Here is a 22399-nt window from a genome sequence, read left to right as displayed (position 1 = left end):
AGGGAGGATGATAATCATAAATCTGAAATCATAAATCATAAATCTAAAATGAATAGATGAATTACGGGAATTTAATAATTATCGCCCTTCGGGCTTTGAGTAATAATAAATTACGCGGGTTCTTGACGATGTTGGGTATCATTATCGGGGTGAGCTCGGTAATTTCGATGCTTGCCATCGGTGAAGGCTCGAAGTATAGTATAGAGAAACAAATAGAAGAACTGGGGGCTAACATGGTGGTTATCAACCCGACGAATGCCATGGTGGGAGGAATCCGCCAGAACGGCGTGATCGTTCAGACTTTAAAGTTGGAAGATTACCGGGCAATCGTTTCGGAAGTTCCTTATTTGGAAAACTGTTCTCCTTACGTGACGAAATCCGGGCAAGCCATTTACGGGGCGAGTAACACGCCGACCTCTATTTACGGGATCAACGAGGATTACATGGATATTCGCCGCTTGACGGTCAACCGGGGGGAAATGTTCAGTGATCAGGACATGAAGAATGCCGCCAAAGTGTGCGTGGTGGGGCAGACGATCGTGGATAACCTGTTCAAGAACGGGGAAGAGCCTCTCGGGCAGATTATCCGCTTTGATAAAGTGCCTTTTCGTATTGTTGGTGTTTTGGCTCCTAAAGGTTATAATTCCATGGGGCGGGATCAGGATGATATCATCGTGGCTCCTTTCACGACAATACAGAAAAGATTGTTGGCAATCCCTTACATGCACGGTATTTACGTTTCCGTGATTGACGAGCGATACACGAACAAGATGATACAGGAAATCACGGGAGTATTGCGACAGACGCATCGTATTCCCGCGGGGCAGGAGGATGATTTCACGGTTCGTTCGCTGGAAGAGATGAGTAAGGTACTGACGATGGCGACCAAGGTTTTAACTATTCTTTTGGCTTGTATCGGGGGAATCTCCTTGCTTGTCGGTGGCATCGGAATCATGAATATCATGTATGTTTCGGTCACGGAACGTACTCGTGAAATCGGTTTACGAATGTCTATCGGTGCCAAGGGGCGGCATATCTTGTTCCAGTTCTTGATAGAGTCAATTATTATCAGTGTTTCGGGTGGAATTATCGGCGTGGGGTTGGGGATCGGTGTATCGTTGGTATTGCGTTCCCTGTTGGGATGGCCGGTATCCGTGTTATTGTACTCAGTGGTGATTTCGTTTATCGTTTGTACGTTCACGGGTGTTTTCTTCGGTTGGTATCCCGCCCGCAAGGCATCCCGGTTGAACCCGATAGATGCTATTCGTTACGAGTGATTCATGTTATAAATTTAAAGTGATGGAAAATATACCTTTTTTAGGAACCGCTATCGCGAGCATGACGCTGGCACTCGTGTTTTACTCGATTGGTACATGGGCGGAACGAGTGCAAAACGAGTTACGATTGTGGCATATTGTCTTTTTCCTGTTGGGATTGACTGCCGATACGTTCGGTACGACAATAATGTCCGATATCGCCGGAGAGGCGGGGAATGAAAATATCCTGCATAGTGTAACCGGATTATTTGCTTTAATTTTGATGGCAATCCATGCGGGATGGGCAATCTTGACTTACTGGAAAGGAAGCCAAAAAGCCAAACAGAATTTCAGTAGATTTAGTATTCTTGTTTGGGCGTTTTGGCTGATGCCTTACGTGTTAGGGATTGTGCTGGGTGTGAAGCATTAATAGGAAGAATGTTACTTGTCCCGGTTATAATCGCAGTATACTGGGAGCTTATATGCTAATATCCCGGTTGGTTTTAGGGATATTTTTGATGAAAATTCCAGTATAAGTTTACTTAGGTTTACGGTAAACTTTTTTTTAGGCATGGTGAGTATGCGATAAGAGTCCGTTGAGATAAGGGAGTAATAAGGGAACAAAGACGTTTCACCTTCGATACAAAGACGTTTCAAAGACGTTCACGAGCGGCTTTGCACCGGCTTTGAAACGGCTTTGTACCGGTTTTAATCCCTTTCTTTAACAGTATTACTTCGGATTTTCTCTAGAAAAAGTTTACTACTGTAAACCAAAGTAAACCGATGGTAGAAAATGATAATCGTATAACATTGAAAATACAACTAATTGACTGAATAGCTAAGTGTCAAAAGAGACTGCCCATTTTTGGACAGCCTCGTGGTTGGTTGCATTTATTTGTCGGGGAAGGTGGGTCTGAATTTGATCACCTTGCGTGATTCCAGTTGTTCCCGTTCTTTGGTATAAAGATTATATGTAACGCGAGGGGGGAGTTCATACGAGAAGAACGCCCCGAATCCCATTAACGTTATTCGTTGTCCTGTTTGCAGAGCTTCGGTGATGCAATCTATCGTGGCTTGCACCGCTTTCAGTGCCTCGCCCTTCGAGAGCCCGGTTCGGTCTGCTACTAATAATGAAAGTTCTCGTTTATTCATATCTTGTTTTTCTATATCGAATTATTTTGAAGATTTATCTCTTACGCATCGTACTCCCCCTGTTTCGTTGGAATTATTAATCAGGAATAGCATTTCTGCCGCAGACGTAACAGAGAAACCATGCCGATAGCCCCCTGTCGGGTTCATGGAAAAGCGGGTTCTTGACATGTGATTACTCCATTCCCAACCGCCATCATTTTTTACACGTGACAGCATAAGAGCTAGTTCTCGTTGATTTGGTACACGCCAACCGGGTGGACAAGGTGACTTGCCGGAGTTGACGGCATCACGGATTTCAATCCAATTGGCACTCTTGCTTAGTAACAAGTGTGAGCCCGGGTTTACTTCAAAATTCCACCATGGTAAGTTGTCTGCCTGCCGTTCGTGGTGTTCGGGCAGTTCTTCTTCCTGCGAGTAAGCACGGATGGATTTTTCGTCTAGGTACTCGAGGGAGAGTACATGGGTGGTGGCGTCGTATGTGGCAAAATCTTGGGGTATTGTTGTGGCATCATCCGGAGCAATACCGAGATTACGTACACAGCGGTAATTAAATGTTTTACTTGTGTTATAGGAAGTTACTGTATTCATCTCACCGATAGAGGAGCCTTCGGAAGACCATAGTACGGTGGGGTTGTCCCAGTATTCATAACGGGGGAACCAGTCTGAACCTATATTTACACTGTAACGTCCCGGTACGGTGCTGCTGACATACCAGTCTTCAATCCACGTGGAGCCTTTGAAAAGGCGGGCGTCGGCGTCAAATGAATTTTCTCCGATCCAAAGGTCTGTCAATTGATCGATGGCAGCTAAGTACCAGCGTACTTCATCGGCATCAATTTCCCCGTCTCCGTCTAGATCCCGATTTCGTTGCATGCAATTGTAGCGGGCGTAATTGTATGCTGTTTTCATTTCATTGGTTGTCGGTTCAATATAAGTATCCCAACGGGGATTTGTACTTGTATTCCATAATTTTGTAGTATTGGAACGACCGTTTCGAGAATCATTATAGGTGGGTGTGGGTTTCTCTGAATTGGCGGTTTTTTCCTTCCAGAACGGGCGTTTATCTGTTTCCTGTACACATTCTGTTCCCCATGCCGTTTGCAACCCTTCGCCTGCCGAGATGTTATACATCGTTTGAATGGATTTTTGCCGGAACGAAGTAACGGCGACGTGCCTCACGCTTTCCCCGTCCGGGCTGTATCTCGTGTTGGAGAGGATATTCATGATTCGTTCCGGTTGATTGACAAATTTTTTCCATAAAGTTGTGCTGTTGTCTCCTGTTTCCGGGTTTTGTGTGTAATAATTTTCCTCGATAAAAGCCGTGAATGTAATTTTAAACCCTCCGTCGAAAAGAGTTCCCTTGTTACTGTTATTGTTTGCAATATATATTTCTTTGTTTCTTTTTAGAATCCGTACAAGTTGAGCCACGTTTATAAGTTTGGCGTTTGTTATTTGACAATCCAAAGCCTTGATTTCCTCGTCTGTATAGCTTTCCTTATCTCCGGGGTATTTTTGGAATTTGGTATCATAACCGGAACCATTTTTGGTGTTAAGTAAAAACTTGATCCATTTGTAGTCTTGAGGATTTTGCTCCGGCATCCCTTCGCTGAAAGCGGTTTTTACATACCACGTTAAACTCGGGTCTATTTGTGCTTGAGTGAAAGTAATGCATCTCGTTTCATAATGGGCATCTAAGTTAATGATATTGTCGGCAATAGTAATCTCGCCTTCTGCACCGGGTTGGTTCTCTTTTCCATCGTTAACTTCAACAATGATACTTTCGGCACTGTTGATGGTAACCGTGTACGTGTAATGTACATTGCGGTTGGTGTTAAAATCCTCGGCGCCATTCACGAACCCCAAGTGTATCGTGTACATGACATTCGCGGAAACTTCTTGTATTTCACCATATTTGTACGTGATGTTTCCTTTTAGTATCACATACGTGGAGTTGGGGTCAGCGTATTCGTATGCCCCGTTGGTTACGGTTTGTCCGGGTTTGCCGTCCGTCACGGGGTTCTTGAGTTGTTTTTCCCGGTAATTATATTGTTCCTCCGGGGTCAGAGGGGTGCCGTCCTCTGTCATTGTTGGAATGGATTTGATGGGTGATTTGCGATTTTCTGCCACGTAAAAAGAAAAGGTCTTCCCAAAATTGTCACCTTCACCCTCGTAGTTTGCCCACGATGTTTCGAAATAGTCCGTGTCAGCGCCTTCTGGATCGGATGCATTGGGTAGTAAATAGACCTTTTTGGAGGCTTTGACAACTTTCCATTCCGTGGGAGTGAAGGTGATTCCTTTTTTGGTTTGGATGTTGAACGTGATTTTGGCATCGACGCGTTTCAGAATGATATTGCCGCTTATTTCGCCCCCGACGGGGATGTCCACTTTTTTAGGATTCCCGGATGCATCTTCGTGGGTGCCACTCATGAGAAAGGCTGTTCCCCGGGCAATCGTTTCTTGTTGCAAAGAGGCTGTTAGTGCTTGTAATTCCTCCAGATTACTTATCTCGTCCAACACGGCGGGGGTGATATCTCTCATGGCGTTAGTTGAAACGTTAGCGATATTCGCGATTGCCCAAATCGTTTTCCCGCTTCCGGATACGGTTTCGATAGTAACTTTGCCGCTCGTGAGTGTGTTGTTGATGTCATCCTTTTCCATTTTATCCTGTAAGTTCCCGTATTCGAAAAATTGGCTTTTAGACAGAGAACCGTCGGCATTAAAAATGAAAACGTACAGGTTGTTCACCTTGTGTTCATCTTTGACGGGCGAGGTTGCTCTGGATAGTTGTGACGAGTTAGCTACCCCGAAGTTTAAATTTACTTTGGTAGGTTGCCCCTCGATGACTTGTGCGTTTTTTTCCAATATATCGTCTGAACAACCGGTTAGGAAAAGAATACCGGCATACGCTAGATATATTAAATGGTAGATGGTTTTCATGGTTATATATTTTATTTAATCAAACGGGGGAATCGTTACAGGGGTGTTTGTCCAATCGGCAACAATGTATGAAAGTCCTACATTGCTAGGGGTAATCGTCATTTTTATATTTACCTGCGTGTTGCGGGTTATTGATGTCAGGTTTAACGGAAGCGGTTCGTAGGTGTATCCGTCGACAACGATGGCCACCGTGTATGCATCGGTATCCGTGCCGGTATTCTCGTAAATATATACCGTTTTCATGAATGAGGTTCCGGCTTGAACGACTTGATTTATATTATTCATGTTTAATGGATGATAATTCAGATCTGCCGGTCGTGATTCTTGGGGGAATAAAAATGTTTTATCCGGTACGAACGTCCCCAGTTTGATTTGTTCGAGCGTGATGTCTTTGTCGCTCTTGTTCGTGAACATGAAATTTAACTTGACAACGGAACGGATGATGGAGAAATTTAATTCTTGCCCGTTAGTCCGTATCGATTGATTCAAGAATTGTTGTGCGATGGGGAATGGTGGCTCAATGATTCCGTTTGCGGTTGTCATGACGTGTCGAGTCAGTAGGTCGAACGATGGTGTTTGCCCGACATTGTAGGGTGTCCAATCCGTAATCCCTGATTTATCGGCATTGGCGATGATATAGAAATCCGCATTTCCCACGGGTACATCGAATATTGTGAACGTGCGGGAGGAGAGTGAGGCATTGTAGCTTAGTTCGGGATAATATTCATTTTTTACGACCGTGCCGTTTTGAGCGATGATTACACGGATGGATTGAATACCTTCACCCGAATCGGTGTCGTAAGTTTCGCTAACGGAACGCGTGTTGAATGTCAACACCACGGAAACCTTTTCTTCTTCTTGTGCCTTGTCTTTGATGCAGGATGTCAGCAAAAGAATAAACGCGAATATGATGAAGTTGAATCTGTTTTTCATAACAAGTTCTTCTATATGATTAATGGAAATCTGGTGTCACGTCATTGATATACCACTCGGGCAAGCGGATTTCCACTTGCAATGGAGTGAATTCAATAAGGAGCGGGAGCAGGGCTTCCTGTTTGTAAATATCCACTTTAGGATTTTCACGCAGGAATTCCGCAATGCTTTTGGAGGCAATGACGTTGCCCTCTCGGTTCAGAACTTCTATTACCATTGCACATCCACCTTTGTACCTGAATATGTTTAAGTCTGTTGATTGCATGACGTGAGTGTTTTCATCGAACACGAATTCCGGGTGATGGGCGCATAATTCTCCGCACGATTCGTTGGTGAAGTTCGTGTGTGGATAGACGTTTTTTAGCACGACGGAAACGGACGGATTAGCTGCACGTCCCGTTCCGGCGTATCCCACTCCCCGGACTTCCACGGATACTTTCAGGTGGGAACTTTTGAATTCTACCGTGTGGTCTGACCAACGGTCTTTAAGTACCTCGATGACATGGCAGCCCATGTAAAGGGGGTCTTGACCGGGCACTTTATCTTTGTCTTGGTTGGGGTGCATTGCCATGATATTTTGCAATGAACCGCATTGAATATCTTTTATTGTTGTGCGTTCACCCGCGTTGCCTACCGCGACGAGGTGGTATTGACCGGACGGTAAGTTTAGTTTGGTTCCTTGATGTTTTTTTAGGGTACTTTGATTTAATACTTTGGTGGTTACCAAGTGGTGGTCGGCATCGAAAACATACAGGTCAACCTTGTTGATTTTAGTATGAAATATATCTTCTTGACCATCCCCTTTATATATAAAGGTAAGGCGTGTTTTCTCGCAATCATCAAGATCTTCTTTTATGCAGCTTGTATTCACACTGATAATTAATAGAAGCAGTAATATTTTCTCAAAACGTTTCATCTTGTTGTACTGTATGTATGTAAAATTTGAAAAAGGAACGCCCCTTCGCCTCGTGGGGCGTTCCCGGGAGTATCTTTGGCGTGTGGTGCCGAAGATATTAGTGTCTTATTTCCATTCAACGGTTACATCCTGGACAACCCAAGGTTCAACCACAATCGTGGCGTTAACCGCGATTAAGGTATTACCGGTGATATCTCCGGTGATATTTTCATCTGTTACTTCTAATTTGGTGATTCGATATAGCTTCCCGGCTTCGAATTTGAAATTTTCATCTCCGTTATATTTGGAAACTACGGCAAAACGAATCGGTGAGCATGTGCCTGTTTTTAAGGTTGCGTCGGTAAAGGCTAATGTGATGATTGGTTTGTTGTTGTCTGCATTTACAAAGAAGTTGTATGCATAGCATTTTTCTGTTGTAGGGAAGGTGGCGCCAAAAATTGTTGCAGGTGTTTCTAAAAAGTCTCCCATGGACAATACTTCGGCTGCGGCTAAAACAGTTTCCGCATCATCTGATTCAATGACTTGTGAGTTACTCGCTGTTACGGTGTTATTCGCTAATGCTCCATTTTCGCAGTATCCATTCAGGAAAATTCCGGCGAAATTAAGAGTGGCATATTTGGAAGTTGCCGTTGTTGCCGGTTGGGTGGGATTTTCTGTTTGCATTAGTTTGATCCCGGATGCTTCAATACGGGCCACGATGGGTTTAACGGTAACTGTTGTTTGGTAGAGGTCATATTGAAGAGTTTCTCCCGGTTTTGTTGTTACATTGGCAGGTGTTAGTGTTGTTGAAGAGCCGTAGCAAGTAACATTTGTTTTTTTGGCGGTTTCCGCCGTGGCGGTGGAGTTATAAGCAGAGTTGTTATTGATGATAACTTCCACTCCGGTACAGCTTGTCGGTACATCAAAGAACGTGAACTTATTGGCATCCACAACGCTTGTGAAAGTTTTTTCGATATCTGTTCCCAATAACTTCACGTAAATGCAAGAGGGGGTAATTGCTAATGTCCCTCCATGCTCTCCGGTCGTGGGAGTCTGTTCAGCTCTCGACAATTCGGGATTTACGATGTTTAAAGAGATTGCTTTCAGACCGCTGGGAGTGGCTTCTTCTTTGTCATTGTTGCAGGCAAATAGTCCTAGACTGGCAACTGCGATTAATAAGTACTTGTTTAATTTCATAATCTAAAAATTTAATGTAATTTGATGTCAATTCAATCTTTTATGGTTCTTGTATATATGTTTCTAGTTTTTGAAGATTCTCTCGAGCCTCGTTATCGCCTTGTGTAGCGGCTTTGACGAGGTACTGTTTGGCAAGTTCCCATTGTTCGTCCCGGGCATAAACCACGCCGAGCGCACCCCACGTGTCCGGATCGGCTTTGGCTTTTTCAAGACGGTTGATTGCTGCCCGGATATTGCCTTTTTGCAAATCGAGCCGGGCGGCATTACTCGCTGCGATTCCGTTCTCCGGATAGGCCTCGGCTGCCGTGTGGATAATTTGTTCTTGGAGGACAGGGGCGTTCCCGTATGCTTGGGCTACGAGGTATATCTCGTACAGGCTTAATAGTTTCGGGTTGGTTTTAATTACTTGTTTCGCCTCTTCCAAGTTGAAATTTCGGACTTCGTATTGTATGCGATAGTCGTTTTTCCGTAACGGAGGATAGCATTCATTTAGCAATCGTTTGTAGATTTTCCCGTCATTATCCAGTTTTTTGAAGCTTTCTTCACATTTATCCGGAGCTGTACAATTATCGATGATAGCGAGCACTTTGTTCTGGTGCAGGAGTTTCGGGCGTTTTTCTACCTCTTCGCGCAGTCCTTGCCAGTCTTCACCTTTCCAGTCTGCGTGAATCTGTTCCGGAGCGATTTTGAGTTCGTCTTGCAGGTATCGGGCAAGTGCTTCGGCTCTGGCCTTGGAGATGGTGAGATTATATTCGCGGCTACCTTCCGGGGAGGCGTATCCCGTGATGTAGATAGCCTTGATCATGACGTTCTTATCATCTTGGACTTCTGTTATAGATTGTTTGATGGCAGCCAGTTCTTTATGATTGTTTTTGTATTCCGGTAGAATTTTCCGGCTGTCTTGACGGAACTGTAATCTGGCTTCGCGGCTCTTTTCCCTTGTTTTGATGATTTCCTTTTTCGGTTGTTTGAAATCGAGGGTAAATATCGGCAAGGGCGAAGCGAGACAGGACGAAGCGATGGTATCTGTCGCACCTTGATTGTAACCGGCTGCCATGCAATCGGTACACCCGCTTACTTCTTCCCGGATGATTAATTTGCTGCCTCTCATCCATTGTTGGAAAGGGATTGAGGCGGCGTAGTTTATTTCCTGTTTTTCCCGGTTGTAACGGCGTATAACAGTTTGTGCCTTGTAAGGATAAGGTTGCCCTGTGAGCCGCTCTACGCGTTGATGCACCAGAGCACGTGTACGCCCGTTGATGATAATAGCCGGTAATTCCTGACTCTTGCTTTCGTTTTTCGAAATAATGACAGGAATCAGCCGGATGCTGTGTTGTCTGCGGACTTTTATTTGGCTTACATCGAGATTTATACAGACGTCCACATCGGCTTTATTTTTTTTCATTTCGTTATTCAATACCCGAATATTTCTCAGGTATTCTTTCTGACTCCACGCGCTGCCACTTCCTAAAAGCAATATTAGTATGGTATATATCATTCTTTTCATGGTCGTGTCTTCTATTATTTAATGAGGTATATAATGGATATGGCGACTTTGGTGATTCCCCAGTAGTTTTTATGTCCCTTGTATTTCCACTCGCCACATTTTTCGCAATTATATTTGTCATAGTTCACGCGGATGTAACCGCCCCCGATGCAGGTTTCAAGGTTTAGGCGTTTGCTTAACAACCATTGATAACCGTAAGTTAATCCTCCTCCGTAGAATCCTCCCTCGTACCTTTGATGTTTCAGCCCGGGGAGTAGCCCGAACGGAAGTTTTACATTGCCGGCATTGAGTTGTCCGCCAAGCAGATGTGTGCCGAAAAAATGACCGTTGAAATTCTCGCAAAGCCAATAGCGAAATTCGGGTTGAACGAGCCAATGTTTCCACTTTTTATTATTAGAAAAGGACCATGGGTTATAATTCCCTGATAAATCAAACGTGGTCTTTTTACCTAATTTGAATTCTATGCCGATATTGGCGGTTGCTGTAGCCCAATAGACAGCATTTGTCTTTATCCCGACTTTTTGAGAGAAAGTTTGCCCGCTACTTAAAAGTAATAGACCTGTTACTAATAATAACCATCTTTTCATTTCCTGTATTTTTAATCTAATGAACTTTGCGATTATCTTCTGGACGATTTTGATGCAACCGAAAAAATGACCATACTGCCTTGTGATATGTATAAATACATATCATTGCAAATAATAAACTTTCGGTAAACATATAGCTGATTCTCATATAGTTAAATTAAATAAATTTTAAACACCGCATTATTAAAATCATTCCGACTCTTTGTAAGAGGCGGAATAGATAGTTGTGTTTGTTTTAATGCGCTGTAAATTATATATTTATGAATTTGAATAGAAGTGTTGATTCCGGTATTGTAAACAATCTGGTATTTATTGGATTGTTTGAGGATATAATGATTTTGTAATACGCTATATTTCAGTGTAATATATAGTAATGATGAATTTCATGATATTAAATCATGAAACTATATTGCAAACGTGTTGATACATAGTAGATAATGATTGTTTGCTGCTCATTTTTTTGCAGTTGTATCAAGAAAAGTTAGGTTAAATAATATTAAATCACAATAGTATTTATCATATAATGATGAAAAATATTTATTTTTACACCACAGAAAAGGAATATTCCGCCTCTTACAAAGAGGCGGAATGTTAATATATATGAAGAGCAAAATGTTGCTGTAAAAGAATGGAAAGCAGGCTACAGGGCGATAATCTCTTCATTTGCCTTATCTATCACGGAATGGTCAAGTGATGCAAGATAGATATTTGTTGTATGTGTGGATGTATGTCCCATGCCTTGACTGATGACCGATAAAGGAATCCCCTTGTGATGTGCAATTGTGGCCCATGAATGACGCGCAACATAGGATGTTAGTGCAGGAGATATCTGAAGGATATCTGATAATATTTTGAGTCGTTTATTGTATAAACGTTGTGCGCTTTCATACTGACGATGAATGGGAATATGAGTTTTGGTTATGATGGGTAACAAATAATGTTTATCGGTTATTGCCGAGTATTTTTTTATGATATCTAAAATTTCCGGGACAAGCTTGATTGTTAATGTTTGGCGTGTCTTATGTCTGGTGTATACGAGATAATTATCTCGTATAGAAGATTTCAATAAGAAAGCCATATCAATAAAAGCCATACCGCGAGTGTAGAAGCTAAAAAGGAATAGATCACGGGCAAATGAAAGACTCTTGTTACTGGATAGATGCAGATCTATTAGCTGTTGAATTACAGATGCATTAACCGCTCTTTTATTTGTTTTGGGTATACCGGTATAGACGAAACGAAACGGATTTTCATCTTTTAACAGGTGATCCTCAACCAGTGCTTTGTTATAGACAGCGCGCAAAGTTCTCATGTAAAAAGAAATCGTGTTTGGTTGGATGTTTTTTTGTTTGAGATAGTTCTCAAATTTCTTAATCATGTTTGAGTTTATATCCTTGAAGTAAATTTCCGACCGTTCACAAAAAGATTGAAATGTACGTAAGGTGGTTTGATAATTTCGTGCCGTATGATTTTTTCCTCGTTGGAGCAGTTCCTTGATTTGTTTTTGCATAAAGGGGAAGAAATTGCCACTCTGACGGTTATTATAGTGTGAAAGAATGTCGTTTGTCGTGAAAGAATGTCGTTGCTCAAGTTGATAAATGATGGAGTGTAATAATTGTTTTGATTTAAGAATTTCTTGTTGGACTTCTTTTAAATAATTGAATCGTATATTATCACTTTGTAATATGATCTCTTCATTTAAAGGTTCCCATTCATGAGAATACAATTTGTAAGGGAGGGTGATTGTTTTCACTCGTCTTTGGTGAATAAGTTGAATATAGAGAGAGGCTTGTTTCCCTAGTTTTATTGATGTCCTGAGTTTGAATTTTATTGATGCCATGGTTATTACTTGTATTAGTTAATATGTATACGGGAAAATAATTGTACTGATTTGATAATCAGGTTAATTTTGTTGAAAAGATGCTTTTTGAAAGCATAAAAAAAAAGCTTGGGTAACCCCAAGCTTTTAGAAATATGTCGTTTAGACTTTATTTTTTCGCATGCATAATTGCAGCCTGCGCCGCGGCCAGACGAGCGATCGGAACGCGGAAGGGTGAACAAGACACGTAGTCCATTCCCACTTTGTCGCAGAAGATGACGGAAGAGGGTTCTCCCCCGTGCTCTCCACAGATTCCGAGTTTCAGTTTGCTGTTAGCTGAACGTCCTTTTTCGGCACCCATTTGAACTAATTGACCAACACCTTCTTGATCCAGTACGGCGAACGGATCGGTTTTCAGAATACCTTTCTTGATGTACTCGGGTAAGAATTTACCGGCGTCATCACGAGAGTATCCGAATGTCATCTGAGTCAAGTCATTCGTGCCGAATGAGAAGAACTCGGCAACTTCGGCGATCTGATCGGCTGTCAAAGCAGCGCGAGGTATTTCGATCATGGTTCCTACCATATAATCTACCTTGATGCCCTTTTCAGCGAATACTACGTCGGCAGTGCAACGGATGATGTTAGTTTGTTGTTTCAATTCTTTCACGGTACCAACCAGCGGAACCATGATTTCCGGTTTCGGGTTCAAGCCTTTCAATTTGAGGTTACAAGCGGCTTCGATGATGGCACGTGCCTGCATCTCGGTGATTTCCGGGTAGGTAATACCCAAACGGCAACCGCGGTGACCTAACATCGGGTTGAACTCGTGTAGGGCGTCTACTTTTTCTTTCACCACTTCTACAGAGATACCCATTTTCTCTGCCATGTATTTTTGTGATTCCGGCTCATTGGGAGTAAACTCGTGCAATGGCGGGTCTAACAAACGAATGGTAACACCAAATCCGTCCATGGCTTCAAGGATTCCCTCGAAGTCGCTTCTTTGCATCGGGAGGATTTTTGCCAATGCGATACGGCGTTCCTCGACAGTGTCCGAAAGGATCATCTCGCGCATAGCGTCGATACGGTCACCTTCGAAGAACATGTGTTCCGTGCGGCACAGACCGACACCTCTAGCCCCGAAATCACGAGCGACTTGCGCATCGTGGGGAGTATCGGCATTTGTTCTCACGTACATACGCGTGTGTTTCTCTGCCAGTTCCATGATAGCCTTGAAATCCTTGTCCAAAGATGCTTCTGCTGTAGCCACTTTACCCAAGTAAACTTCTCCCGTGGAGCCGTTCAATGAAATCCAGTCACCTTCATTGATGGTAATGCCTTTCACTGTGAACGTGCGTTTGTGGTAGTCTACCACGATTTCTCCGGCACCGGATACGCAGCATTTACCCATACCGCGGGCAACCACGGCAGCGTGGGAGGTCATACCCCCGCGAGCGGTAAGGATACCTTCGGATACGTTCATACCGCGCAAGTCTTCCGGAGAAGTCTCCAGACGAACCAGAATTACTTTTTCTCCTTTGGCTTTCCATTCTTCTGCCTCGTCGGCGAAGAATACGACACGTCCTGTCGCGGCACCCGGGGACGCAGGTAATCCTTTGGTTAATACTTTTGCTTTTGATTGTGCTTCTTTGTCGAATACCGGGTGAAGCAATTCATCCAGTTTGGCTGCTTCCAGACGGAGTAGTGCAGTCTTCTCGTCGATCATTCCTTGTGCCAACATATCGACGGCCATTTTTACCATGGCAGTACCGGTACGTTTCCCGTTACGGGTTTGCAACATCCATAATTTACCGTCTTGGATGGTAAATTCAAGGTCTTGCATATCGTGGAAATAGTCTTCCAGTTTTTGTTGAACGGCGTCCAACTCCGCATAAGCGGTCGGCATAGCCTCTTCCAATGAAGGATATTTGGATTTACGATCTGCCTCGGAGATATTTTGCATTTTTGCCCAACGGCGAGAGCCCTCGATCGTGATTTCCTGCGGGGTACGGATACCTGCAACCACGTCTTCTCCTTGTGCGTTGATCAAGTATTCACCGTTGAAGATGTCTTCTCCGGTAGCGGCGTCACGAGTGAAGGCAACCCCGGTAGCGGAATTGTCACCCATGTTCCCGTAAACCATAGCCTGCACGTTCACGGCAGTTCCCCATTCCTCCGGGATTTGATTCAATTGACGATACAGGACGGCACGTTCCGTCATCCATGAGTCGAACACGGCACAGATTGCTCCCCATAATTGCTCCCACGGGCAGGTTGGGAAATCTTTACCAGTTTTTGCTTTAACGACACTTTTGAAGCGGCGAACCAGTTCTTGCAGGTCTTCGGCGGTGAAGTCCGTGTCGTTGGTAATATTTTTTTCTGCTTTTAATTTATCGATCTCGACTTCGAACGGGTTGTGTTCTCCTTTTCCGGCAGCAACGCCCATTACCACATCTCCGTACATTTGCACGAAGCGACGATAGGAATCCCAAGCGAATCTGGCATTACCCGATTTCTCGGCAACGATTTTAACGGCGTCGTCATTCATACCCAAGTTAAGCACCGTGTCCATCATACCCGGCATGGATACTCGGGCTCCCGAACGCACGGAAACCAAAAGAGGGAATGCTTCTCCCTTTGATCCGAATTTGGCGTTCATTAACTTCTCGGTGGCCTCGATACCGGCTTTCACGTCATTTTCGATTAATTTGATAACAGAGTCGCGTCCTTCTTGGTTGTAAAGGGTACAAACTTCTGTCGTGATAGTGAATCCTGCAGGTACAGGAACTCCGATGAGATTCATTTCGGCAAGATTGGCGCCCTTACCTCCAAGCAGGTTTTTCATGTCTGCTTTTCCTTCTGCTTTTCCGTCGCCAAAGGTGTAAACGTACTTCGTACTCATAGTTCTGTTAGATTTTTTGCGTTTACCTCCTGACATTCAGGAGAATTTGTTTATATGATCATTCTTTGTTAAATATTCCTATCTTAGGGGTGCAAAGATAGTTTTTTTTCTTGAATAATGGAATAGAAGATTTTAGTTAAAATTTACGCGAACGTTTGTTATTATTCATAAAGTGAAAGAAAATGATTGTCGTGAATAAAAAATAGTGTCCGATGTTAAATTCTAAACAAATAAATGTTTATTTTCGCGGGCTGTTAATTATTGCGATAAACTAATGTTTGAACGAGATCAAAAACGATATAATGACTACCCGACCTATTTCCGAACGCTTTTTGGCGAAAGGGTTCAGAAATTGTCGATCGACGGGGGATTTACCTGTCCTAACCGGGACGGGAGTAAGGGTATCGGGGGATGCTCGTTTTGCAATAATGACAGTTTCAATCCTGATTATTGCCGTGCCGTGGAGGGTATTACCCGACAGATCGAGGAAGGTATCCGTTTTTTTGGCCACAAGTACAATAATCAGAAATATCTAGCTTATTTTCAGGCATATTCGAACACGTACGCACCGTTGGAAGTGTTGAAACAACGGTACGAGGAGGCTTTGGCGCATCCGATGATAGCGGGGCTTGTGATTGGCACGCGACCGGATACGGTGAATGATGAAGTGTTGGATTACTTGGAACTATTGGCCCGGGAATATTATGTTTGCGTGGAGTACGGGGTGGAGTCGGTAAACGATGAAGTGTTGCAAAGGGTGAACCGGGGACATGGTTTCGCGGCTTCCGAAAGGGCGATACGTGGCACGGCGGGACGGGGAATTGCCATTGGCGCTCATTTGATATTCGGTTTGCCGGGAGAGAGCCGGGAGTCTATGTTGGAGGGAGCCGTACGGTTGTGTGAGTTACCGATACAAGTGTTGAAATTGCATCAGTTGCAGATCGTGAAAGATACCCGTATGGCGGAGGAGTACGCCGAGAATCCGTCGGCATTCCAATTATATACACAAGAAGAATATTTGGATTTCGTGGTGGAGGTGATTGAACGGATACGTCCGGATGTGTATTTGGAGCGATTTGTTAATCAGTCCCCTCCGGAATATTTAATTGCTCCTAAGTGGGGAATTAAAAATTTCGAGTTCACGGCGAAGTTGGATAAACGGTTGAGGGAGTTGGATACGTGGCAGGGGAAAGAAAGATAAAAGTTAAAAACTAAAAAAATGAGAAGATTCTGTGAATGCCGATGGAATGATTCAGTGATGATGAAAAAAGAGTGTAAGAATTGTGCGGTCGGAATCTAAAATCTAAAATTTAAAATCTAAAATGGATAAGGTTGGACAGGAAAAAGTGTATGAAACGTTGGCGGCATTGGGAATAGAGTATGATTACGAGGAACATCCTGCAGCTCCGACAATAGAGATCGCGAAACAGTATTGGAAAAATTTGGATAGTACGCATTGTAAAAATCTGTTTTTCCGGAATCACAAGGGGAATAGGCATTATCTGATTATTTTGCATTGCGACCATGCAATGGCAATTCATGATATAGAAAAAATGCTGAAACAGGGGAAGTTAAGCTTTGCCTCAGAAGCACGTATGGAGAAATACTTGGGGGTGCGTCCCGGTTCTGTAAGCCCTTTCGGGTTGCTGAATGACGAGGAGCATCACGTGTATGTCTTTCTGGATAAACATTTGCAGGAAGCAAAGAAGTTATCCTTCCACCCAAACGATAACCACGCGTCTTTAGCGATAAAACTGGAAGATTTTGTCCGTTACATGGATTACACGGGTAACTCTTACGAATGGATAGAATTATATTAATTATGGAAAGAATCATTTTCAATTTTCAATTAACATGATGAGTGTAGCACAAGCAGTAGAAGGAATCATAAAACATAAACCTTATTTGTCGGAGGCTTTGGCATCCGGGATTATTAATATTTCGGCATTGGCGAGGCAGATTCAGCCGGAATTGGAGAACGTGTTGGGGAAACCGCTTAACGCGGGAGCGATCGTGATGGCATTGAATAGATTGGCTCCTTACCTGCAGGTACGGGAGCAGGTGCAATTGAAAAAGTTGCTGAACAACATGGGGGATATTATTTTGCGGAGTAACCTGTGCGATTACACGTTTAAAAATTCCAACACGTTGGTTGATTGTCATATCCGGGTACTGAAATCCATATCCCGCCGGGAGGAAGTGTTTTACACGATGGTGCAGGGTGTTTTTGAAACCAACCTTGTCGTGAGTGAGGTGATGGGGGAGCTTGTGGACGAGTATTTCAAGGAGGAACAATGTATTTTCAAGCAGAACGGTCTTTCGTCCGTGACGTTGAAATTGCCCAAGGGAAATATCCTGCAACCGGGTTTTTATTATTGCATCATGAAAGAGTTGTCGTGGGAGGGTATCAACCTGACTGAAGTTATTTCTTCAACGAACGAATTTACCGTGGTGGTGGATAACTCTTTAATAGATAAAACGTTTGTGGTTTTAAAAAATATCAGCCGGAAGTAATTGAAAATTGAAAATTGAAAATTGAAAATGAAATGCAATGTGTTTTCCGTTAAAAATACTAATTTTGCGGGGAATGAATAAATTAGGAGTAAAGAAATAATTTTCAATTGATAATTATGTTTGAGAATCTATCAGATAGGTTAGAGAAATCGTTTAAGATTTTAAAAGGGCAGGGAAAGATTACCGAAATTAACGTGGCAGAAACGTTAAAGGAGGTAAGACGTTCATTGTTGGATGCCGACGTGAACTATAAGATTGCGAAGGAGTTTACCAACACGGTGAAAGAAAAGGCTTTGGGAATGAATGTGTTGACTGCCGTGAAGCCGGGACAAATGATGGTGAAGATTGTTCACGATGAGTTGATCCGGTTGATGGGCGGTACCCATGTCGATATTAATATAAAAGGGAATCCTGCGATTATTTTGATGTCAGGTCTTCAAGGTTCCGGTAAAACGACGTTTTCCGGTAAATTGGCGAATCTGTTGAAAACGAAACGGGGGAAACATCCTTTACTGGTTGCCTGCGACGTGTACCGTCCGGCTGCTATCGAGCAGTTGAAAGTGTTGGGAGAGCAGATTGGAGTGCCGGTATACAGCGAAGTGGGAAATAACGATCCTGTGAAGATTGCCCAAAACGCCGTGAAAGAAGCCCGAGCTACCGGAAAAGACGTGGTTATCGTCGATACTGCCGGACGTCTTGCTATCGACGAGCAGATGATGAACGAGATTGCGGCAATTAAAAAAGCGATCGAACCGGAAGAAACCCTTTTCGTGGTGGATTCCATGACCGGACAAGATGCCGTGAACACGGCGAAGGAGTTTAATGACCGCTTGAATTTTGACGGGGTTATACTGACGAAATTGGACGGTGATACTCGCGGTGGTGCCGCTTTGTCGATTCGTACGGTTGTAAACAAACCGATCAAGTTTGTCGGAACGGGCGAGAAACTGGAAGCCTTGGATGTATTCCATCCCGAGCGTATGGCAGACCGTATCTTGGGTATGGGGGATATTGTTTCTTTGGTGGAGAAAGCACAAGAGCAATTTGATGCTGAAGAGGCCATGAAGTTGCAGAAGAAGATAGCCAAGAACCAGTTTAATTTTAACGACTTCCTGAGCCAGATACAGCAGATCAAGAAAATGGGTAACATCAAGGATCTGGCATCCATGATTCCCGGTGTGGGCAAGGCATTGAAAGACGTGGATATTGATGACGATGCGTTCAAGGGTGTCGAAGCAATCATTCACTCCATGACTCCTGCCGAACGCGAGAACCCCGAATTGCTGAACGGCTCTCGCCGAAAACGTATTGCCATGGGTAGCGGAACCACTATTCAAGATGTAAATCGCCTCTTGAAACAATTTGACGAATCGAAGAAGATGATGCGTATGTTGTCCAAAGGCGGTAAGATGATGGGAAAGGCGCCAATGAGGAGACGCTAGGAATTTTAGATTTTAAATTTTAGATTTTAAATTACCACGTGGGACTAAAACTGACTTGTGGGTTTAAAATCTGAAATCTAAAATTTAAAATTGACTTGTAGAATTTAAAATTTAAAATCTAAAATTTAAAATTAATTAGATGGAAATTATTGACGGTAAAAAGATTGCGGCACAAATAAAACAGGAACTTGCGGACGAGGTGGCTCGTTTTGTGGCGGAGGGAAAGAAAGTTCCTCATTTGGTGGCTGTGCTTGTAGGAAATGACGGTGCCAGTGAAACTTACGTGGCTAGTAAAGTGAAAGCCTGTCAGGCGGTTGGGATGAAAAGTTCGGAACTGAGATACGGTAATGATATTACAGAAGAGCAGTTACTGGAAGTTATAGACAAGTTGAACGATGATCCGGATGTAGACGGGTTTATCGTGCAATTGCCTCTCCCGAAGCATATTTCCGAAGAGAAAGTCTTGAACCGTATCAATCCGGATAAGGATGTCGATGGTTTTCATCCCTGCAACGTGGGACGTATGGTGTTGGATTTACCAACCTATCTGCCTGCTACTCCGGCGGGAATCGTGGAGTTGTTAGCCCGCTACAATATACCGACGGAAGGAAAACATTGCGTGGTGGTAGGACGAAGTAATATCGTCGGCACCCCGATGGCTATATTGATGTCACGTAAGTCCAAGCATGCCAATTGCACGGTAACCCTGTGCCATAGCCGCACGGCAAATTTGAAAGAGATTACTTTGCAAGCCGATATCTTGGTTGTCGCGATCGGTGTGCCTCATTTTTTGAAAGAAGACATGGTTAGAGAGGGAGTCGTGGTGGTAGACGTGGGTATTCATCGTCTGCCGTCCAAAACGAGCAAAAACGGCTGGCAACTCGTGGGGGACGTGGATTACGAGCACGTGGCTCCTAAATGTTCTTATATAACTCCGGTTCCCGGTGGCGTGGGACCGATGACTATTGTAAGCCTGTTGCAAAATACGGTGAAGGCTTGCAGGGCAAAACATTAAACAATTGAAGATGGAGAATTGAAAGTTGAAAATGGCTTCCCTAGTCATTCCAATTTTCAATTTTCAACTTTCAATTTTCAATTCGTGTTATGGTTCTCAATTATATCTGGATATTCTTTTTTGGTGCGGCATTTCTGGTGGCTCTCTGCAAGTTGCTCTTCATGGGTGACACGGAAGTTTTTTCTGCTATCGTGAAAGCTACTTTCGATATGTCGAAAACGGGTTTTGAAATCTCGTTAGGTCTGACAGGAGTATTGACTTTGTGGATGGGAATCATGAAAATCGGAGAACGAGGAGGGGCGGTGAAAGTGATGTCATGGTTGATCAGTCCTTTCTTCCGGAAATTGTTCCCGGAGTTACCGCCTGATAGTCCGGCATACGGTTCCATCATGATGAATATAGCCGCGAATATGCTGGGACTGGATAATGCGGCTACGCCCGTGGGATTGCGGGCAATGCAACAGATGCAGGAGGTGAACCTGCGAAAGGACAGGGCGTCCGATGCACAGATCATGTTTTTGGTGTTGAATACTTCCGGGCTGACGATTATTCCCGTGTCGGTGATGGTCTACCGGGCACAGATGGGAGCAGCCAACCCGGCGGATATATTTATCCCGATTCTTTTAGCCACGTATGTTTCCACAATTGCCGGGTTGATTGCGGTGGCGATTTATCAGAAATTGAACTTGTTCAACCGGGTAGTAATGGCTTATCTCGGGGGAGGTACTTTGACCGTAGGTGGCTTGATTTGGTACTTTTCGGGTTTGGATAAAGAAACGATCACTACTGTCTCAACGGTAGCCAGTAATGTGATTTTGTTTTCGATTATCGTGTCTTTTATCGGCATGGGGGCATGGCGTAAAATTAATGTATACGATGCTTTTATCGACGGGGCGAAAGAGGGATTTTCCATTGCGGTAAAGATTATTCCTTACCTCGTGGCGATACTTGTCGCCGTGGGTGTGTTCCGGGCAGCCGGGGCAATGGATATGCTGATGGGCGGTTTGGAGCGTTTGTGTTTGGCGTGTGGCTTGGATGCTGATTTTATCCCCGCTTTGCCGACAGCGTTGATGAAGCCTTTAAGCGGTAGCGGGGCGCGGGGATTAATGATTGATACGATGAACACTTTCGGGGCGGATTCTTTTGCGGGAAGACTGGCTTCGACTTTTCAAGGTGCCACGGACACAACCTTTTATATTATAGCTGTTTATTTTGGGGCAGTGGGAATCAAGAATACCCGATACGCCATTCCCTGCGGGTTGATAGCCGATTTGGCAGGTATTATAGCAGCTTTGGTGATGGCATATTTGTTTTTTGCATAATTCGCAACAATCGGGTAAATAAATTACATTTGTCGTAATGATTTTATGACTTATTTGTATTATTATTGTATTGCTAATTTTATATACACGAAAAAGTGGCTTTGCATTGGGATGAACAATTTATGAGACAGATCAACTCGAAAGAGCCGAAAGCTTACCGGGAGGTGTTTAATGAATTTTACAATTCATTGGTCTACTTCGCCATGCGTTATGTTGAGCGGGTGGAAATAGCCGAGGATCTGGTGCAGGAACTTTTCGTGAATTTATGGGAGAGTAAGACCGTTCATACTTCTTACAATGGTTTCAAAACTTTTCTTTACACGTCCGTGAAACACGCTTGTCTGGATTATTTGAAACACAAGAACGTGGAAGGGAAGTATATTTCATATATGTTGGAGCATCCCGAAACGGAAGAGGAACTGGCGACAAAGATTACCGAGGAGGAGATATATCGCTTGTTCCAAAAAGTGCTGGAGGAATTGCCGGAGCGTCGTAAAATTGTTTTTAAATTACATCTTCAAGGGAAAAAGAATGAGGAGATTGCCCGCTTGTTGAGAATATCGATAGAAACGGTAAAAACGGCAAAAAAAGAATCTATACGCTATTTCAAGAAGCGTTTGGGCGATGCTTTTTACATGTTGGGCTTTCTAGCGGGAGGAATATAAATTTAATAGGAGAACCTAGGGGATTTTTCTCGAAAACGATTCCCGATCGTCTGTTACCGGAAGCGTACACGGGGAATAAACCATGAATAAAGCCGATAGGAGTCGGCTTTAACTCGGTTTTGACTTGACTTTAACTCGGCTTTATACGATGATCGCGGGACGTCTTCTTTTAGATTCCGGTAGAAAATGAGTATAAAGATAGGTTGTAAATGTTAAATTTTTGCCTTTCCGATCCCCCTAAATTGAATGGTTGTCG

At 43.6% G+C, this 22399-nt stretch carries 18 protein-coding genes; 9 read left to right on the top strand and 9 right to left on the bottom strand.

Annotated features, from left to right (window positions below; translation table 11 throughout):
• Window positions 1–56 precede the first annotated feature (56 nt).
• A complete protein-coding gene (locus tag L0M98_RS20385) occupies window positions 57–1277 on the top strand; it encodes an ABC transporter permease (protein WP_237961920.1) in 1221 nt (406 codons plus the stop codon).
• Between the two features lie 22 nt (window positions 1278–1299).
• Window positions 1300–1686 carry an HsmA family protein gene (locus L0M98_RS20380; RefSeq protein ID WP_099294124.1) on the top strand — a complete coding sequence of 129 codons (387 nt, stop codon included), beginning with the start codon at window positions 1300–1302 and terminating at the stop codon, window positions 1684–1686.
• A 461-nt stretch (window positions 1687–2147) separates the two neighbouring features.
• On the opposite strand, the gene L0M98_RS20375 is transcribed toward L0M98_RS20380, so the two are convergent.
• The 9 genes from L0M98_RS20375 to ppdK form a co-directional block, all read right to left on the bottom strand.
• A complete protein-coding gene (locus tag L0M98_RS20375) occupies window positions 2148–2408 on the bottom strand; it encodes an HU family DNA-binding protein (RefSeq protein ID WP_099294122.1) in 261 nt (86 codons plus the stop codon).
• A 21-nt stretch (window positions 2409–2429) separates the two neighbouring features.
• A complete protein-coding gene (locus L0M98_RS20370) occupies window positions 2430–5345 on the bottom strand; it encodes a fimbrial protein (RefSeq protein ID WP_227217418.1) in 2916 nt (971 codons plus the stop codon).
• Window positions 5346–5360: 15 nt separating this feature from the next.
• Window positions 5361–6278, bottom strand: a complete 918-nt coding sequence (locus L0M98_RS20365) for a hypothetical protein (protein WP_227217419.1) — start codon at window positions 6276–6278, stop codon at window positions 5361–5363.
• A gap of 19 nt (window positions 6279–6297) precedes the next feature.
• Window positions 6298–7194 carry a FimB/Mfa2 family fimbrial subunit gene (locus L0M98_RS20360; RefSeq protein WP_237961909.1) on the bottom strand — a complete coding sequence of 299 codons (897 nt, stop codon included), beginning with the start codon at window positions 7192–7194 and terminating at the stop codon, window positions 6298–6300.
• Window positions 7195–7299: 105 nt separating this feature from the next.
• Entirely contained in the window at window positions 7300–8370 is a 1071-nt protein-coding gene (locus tag L0M98_RS20355) for a hypothetical protein (protein ID WP_227217421.1), read from the bottom strand.
• A 40-nt stretch (window positions 8371–8410) separates the two neighbouring features.
• Window positions 8411–9877, bottom strand: a complete 1467-nt coding sequence (locus tag L0M98_RS20350) for an OmpA family protein (RefSeq protein WP_227217422.1) — start codon at window positions 9875–9877, stop codon at window positions 8411–8413.
• Window positions 9878–9891: 14 nt separating this feature from the next.
• A complete protein-coding gene (locus L0M98_RS20345; protein ID WP_099294110.1) occupies window positions 9892–10464 on the bottom strand; it encodes a DUF3575 domain-containing protein in 573 nt (190 codons plus the stop codon).
• A 640-nt stretch (window positions 10465–11104) separates the two neighbouring features.
• Window positions 11105–12304 (bottom strand): tyrosine-type recombinase/integrase, encoded by a 1200-nt coding sequence (locus tag L0M98_RS20340; protein ID WP_227217423.1) that lies wholly within the window; start codon window positions 12302–12304, stop codon window positions 11105–11107.
• 148 nt (window positions 12305–12452) lie between these two features.
• Entirely contained in the window at window positions 12453–15185 is a 2733-nt protein-coding gene (ppdK, locus tag L0M98_RS20335) for a pyruvate, phosphate dikinase (RefSeq protein ID WP_099294751.1), read from the bottom strand.
• A 274-nt stretch (window positions 15186–15459) separates the two neighbouring features.
• On the opposite strand from ppdK, the gene L0M98_RS20330 reads away from it, so the two are divergent.
• The 7 genes from L0M98_RS20330 (at window position 15460) to L0M98_RS20300 (ending at window position 22143) form a co-directional block, all read left to right on the top strand.
• Window positions 15460–16386, top strand: coding sequence for a TIGR01212 family radical SAM protein (locus L0M98_RS20330; RefSeq protein ID WP_227217424.1), 927 nt, complete (start codon window positions 15460–15462; stop codon window positions 16384–16386).
• Window positions 16387–16507: 121 nt separating this feature from the next.
• Entirely contained in the window at window positions 16508–17005 is a 498-nt protein-coding gene (locus L0M98_RS20325) for a prolyl-tRNA synthetase associated domain-containing protein (RefSeq protein ID WP_099294104.1), read from the top strand.
• 34 nt (window positions 17006–17039) lie between these two features.
• Window positions 17040–17699, top strand: a complete 660-nt coding sequence (locus tag L0M98_RS20320; RefSeq protein ID WP_099294102.1) for an aspartate kinase — start codon at window positions 17040–17042, stop codon at window positions 17697–17699.
• A gap of 116 nt (window positions 17700–17815) precedes the next feature.
• Entirely contained in the window at window positions 17816–19141 is a 1326-nt protein-coding gene (ffh, locus tag L0M98_RS20315; RefSeq protein WP_099294100.1) for a signal recognition particle protein, read from the top strand.
• 139 nt (window positions 19142–19280) lie between these two features.
• Window positions 19281–20156, top strand: coding sequence for a bifunctional methylenetetrahydrofolate dehydrogenase/methenyltetrahydrofolate cyclohydrolase FolD (folD, locus tag L0M98_RS20310; RefSeq protein ID WP_186978126.1), 876 nt, complete (start codon window positions 19281–19283; stop codon window positions 20154–20156).
• 89 nt (window positions 20157–20245) lie between these two features.
• On the top strand, window positions 20246–21478 hold the full coding sequence (locus L0M98_RS20305) for a nucleoside recognition domain-containing protein (protein ID WP_227217425.1): 1233 nt from the start codon (window positions 20246–20248) through the stop codon (window positions 21476–21478).
• A 122-nt stretch (window positions 21479–21600) separates the two neighbouring features.
• Window positions 21601–22143, top strand: a complete 543-nt coding sequence (locus L0M98_RS20300; RefSeq protein WP_186978124.1) for an RNA polymerase sigma-70 factor — start codon at window positions 21601–21603, stop codon at window positions 22141–22143.
• Window positions 22144–22399 lie beyond the last annotated feature (256 nt).

Origin of the sequence: Butyricimonas sp. DFI.6.44, from assembly GCF_022132345.1 — a bacterium.
GTDB classification, from domain to species: domain Bacteria; phylum Bacteroidota; class Bacteroidia; order Bacteroidales; family Marinifilaceae; genus Butyricimonas; species Butyricimonas muris.
Note: the sequence above shows the minus strand (reverse complement) of the source record. Positions and strands in the feature narration are given on the sequence as shown.